The sequence below is a fragment of the Gemmatimonadota bacterium genome (assembly GCA_016209965.1).
GTDB lineage: Bacteria > Gemmatimonadota > Gemmatimonadetes > Longimicrobiales > RSA9 > JACQVE01.
Genome location: JACQVE010000162.1, coordinates 1 through 2,483, shown reverse-complemented (window position 1 = coordinate 2,483; position 2,483 = coordinate 1). Strand labels below are relative to the sequence as shown.

The 2,483-nt window shown below is 69.9% G+C and carries 3 protein-coding genes; all 3 read left to right on the top strand.

The window, feature by feature from the left end; all coding sequences use genetic code 11:
* On the top strand, positions 1-184 hold a 184-nt coding region (locus tag HY703_06550; GenBank protein ID MBI4544834.1), incomplete at its 5' end, for a 6-phosphofructokinase.
* Between the two features lie 22 nt (positions 185-206).
* Complete coding sequence (locus HY703_06545) at positions 207-557, top strand: hypothetical protein (protein MBI4544833.1); 351 nt, start codon at positions 207-209, stop codon at positions 555-557.
* A gap of 184 nt (positions 558-741) precedes the next feature.
* Positions 742-2,483: DPP IV N-terminal domain-containing protein (locus tag HY703_06540; protein MBI4544832.1), on the top strand; the 1,742-nt coding region annotated here is incomplete at its 3' end.

Sequence of the window (2,483 nt, the reverse complement as noted above, 5' to 3'; positions counted from 1 at the left end):
CCGCTTCGGCGCCGCCGCCGTGCGCTGCGTCGCCGAACGTCGCTTCGGCACCATGGTCGCCCTCGACCCGCCCGAGGTCCACGCCGTGCCACTCGCCGATGCAGTCGACCGCATCAAGCGTGTGCCGCTCGAGTCCGACACGGTCCGCACTGCCCGCGACCTGGGCATTTCCCTGGGAGACTGAGGAGCCCGCCGGAATGCTGCCCATGAACATGCGAGCTGCCAACGCTTCGTTCCATGACCCGCCAACACTGGCCGCCTCCCGCTTCCTCCTCGAGGTCGTGGCCTGGGTCGCCATCTATTTCGCCTGGGGTTGGATCGCCCTCGTATTCGCCATCGCCGCGCTCAGCCTCTTCACTGTCCCCGGCGACAAGCACTTCGTGCTCGTCCGCATCCCGGGCCGCCTCCGCATCCTGCTCGAAGCCGCCACCGCCCTCCTCGGCGTCGTGGCCGCGGCCCGCGTGCTCGGCGTGGACGCTGCCCTGCTACTGCTCGGCGCCCAGACCGTCTTCTTCCTGGCCGCCCACCGCCGCTGCGTCTGGCTCTGGCACCGGTAACCCTCCGCTTCCCGTACGCCGTCTCCACTCCCGCTCCCCCTGCCCGTACCCGTACCCGTACCCGGAACGGGGACGCGGCGACACCGCCAACACGCCTGGCCCTGGCGGCCCTGGCTCTGGCCCTGGCCCTGCAAGGCCAGTAGCTTTACCGCCCCACCCACGCCAACGCCATGGAGGGTTCCCGATGATCCGCCGCCGCGCGGCCGCCGCCACCATCGCTCTACTTCTGGCAAGTACGCACCCGGGCCCGGCACAGGAGCCGGCCTTCGAGCTGACCGTGCCGAACCTCATGCGCGGTCCGGAGCACGTGGGCACGCCGCCGCAGGACCTCCGTTGGACGGATGACGGCCGCTGGCTCTTCTTCCGCTGGAAGCCTGGCGGTCAGCCCTGGCACGAAGAGCCGCGACTCTACCGTGCCCGCGCGAGCGGCGGGCGGCCCGAGGCGCTCTCCGACCAGGCCGCGGACTCGCTTGGCGTGCTCGTCGCACTAGGCGACATTTCGCCCGACCGCGGCTGGCGCGCCGTTGCCTACCAGGGCGAACTCTACCTCATCGAGCGGAGCTCGCTGGCCGTACGCCGCCTGACCCTAACCCCGGCGGCGGAGAGCAGCCCGGTGTTCGCCCGGGATGGCCGCGCCATATACTTCATCCGGGACGACAACCTCTTCGCCCTGCCCCTCGATGCCCGGCCGCTCCGCCAGCTCACGGACATCCGCACCGGCCCGGAGCCGAAAGAGAAGCCGGCCGAGGGGCAGCGCAAGGCGATCGAAGAGCAGCAGAAGGATCTCTTCGAGCACATCCGCCTCGAGGCGGCCCGCAAGGACAAGCAGAAGGAGAGAGAAAAGGCTCGCGAGGCAGGACTGCCCAAGCCCTTCTATATCGACAAGGAGGAGCGCGTCTCCGGTATCGCCGTCGAGCCCGGCGGCCGCTACGCCCTGCTGCAGATCAGCAAGCCTGCCCGCGATTCCCGCCGCACCCTCGTCCCCGATTACGTCACGGCCTCTGGCTACACCGAGAGCCGCGAGGTGCGGGGCAAGGTCGGTGACGTACAGGCAGAGAGCCGGATCGCGCTGATCAACCTCGGGGCGCGCGAGGCCCAGTGGCTAGCCCTCGGGCCCGGCCCGACACGCGCCGATTCCGGTGCCGCAAAAGCACAGCCGCCCCACCTCGCGGGCGCCGACTTCGCCGGCTGGAACCGCGATGGCAGCCTCGGCTTGATCGTCGCCACCAGCTTCGACTACAAGGACCGCTGGTTCCAGGTCATGGAAGCCGGGTCCGGTCAGGTCACCACCGTGGCCCACGACCATGACGACGCCTGGCTCGGCGGACTCTGTGACCGCTGGAGCCGGGACGGCGGCTGCGTCGGCTGGATGCCCGACGGCAGGTCCATCTACTTCATCAGCGAGCGGGACGGCTATGCGCACGTCTATGTCGTAGGCACCGGCGGCGGCGATGCGCGCCAGCTCACGCGCGGCGACTTCGAGGTGCACTCTGCGGCGCTCTCACCACGGAAGGACAGGTTCTACCTGCAGACCAGCGAGGGCTCCCCCTTCGAGCTCCACTTCTACCACATGGACCTGCAGGGTCGCACCCGCACCCGCATCACTACCTCCGCCGGCCGTCACGATGCCACGCCCTCGCCCGATGGCAGCCGCCTGGCCGTGGTCTACTCCCGGTCGAATCGCCCACCCGAGGTGTTCCTGATGGACAACCGGCGTGGCGCGAGCGCGCGCGAGGTGACCGCCTCCCCTACTGCCGCCTGGCGCGCCGTGTCCTGGATCGAACCCGAGATCGTCTGGTTCACGGCACGCGACAGTGTGCGCGTGCCCGCCCGCATCTACCGACCGCGGGACCTGGGAGCCGAATCCAACGGCGCAGGCATCATCTTCGTCCATGGCGCGGGATACCTCCACAACGTGCACCGCTG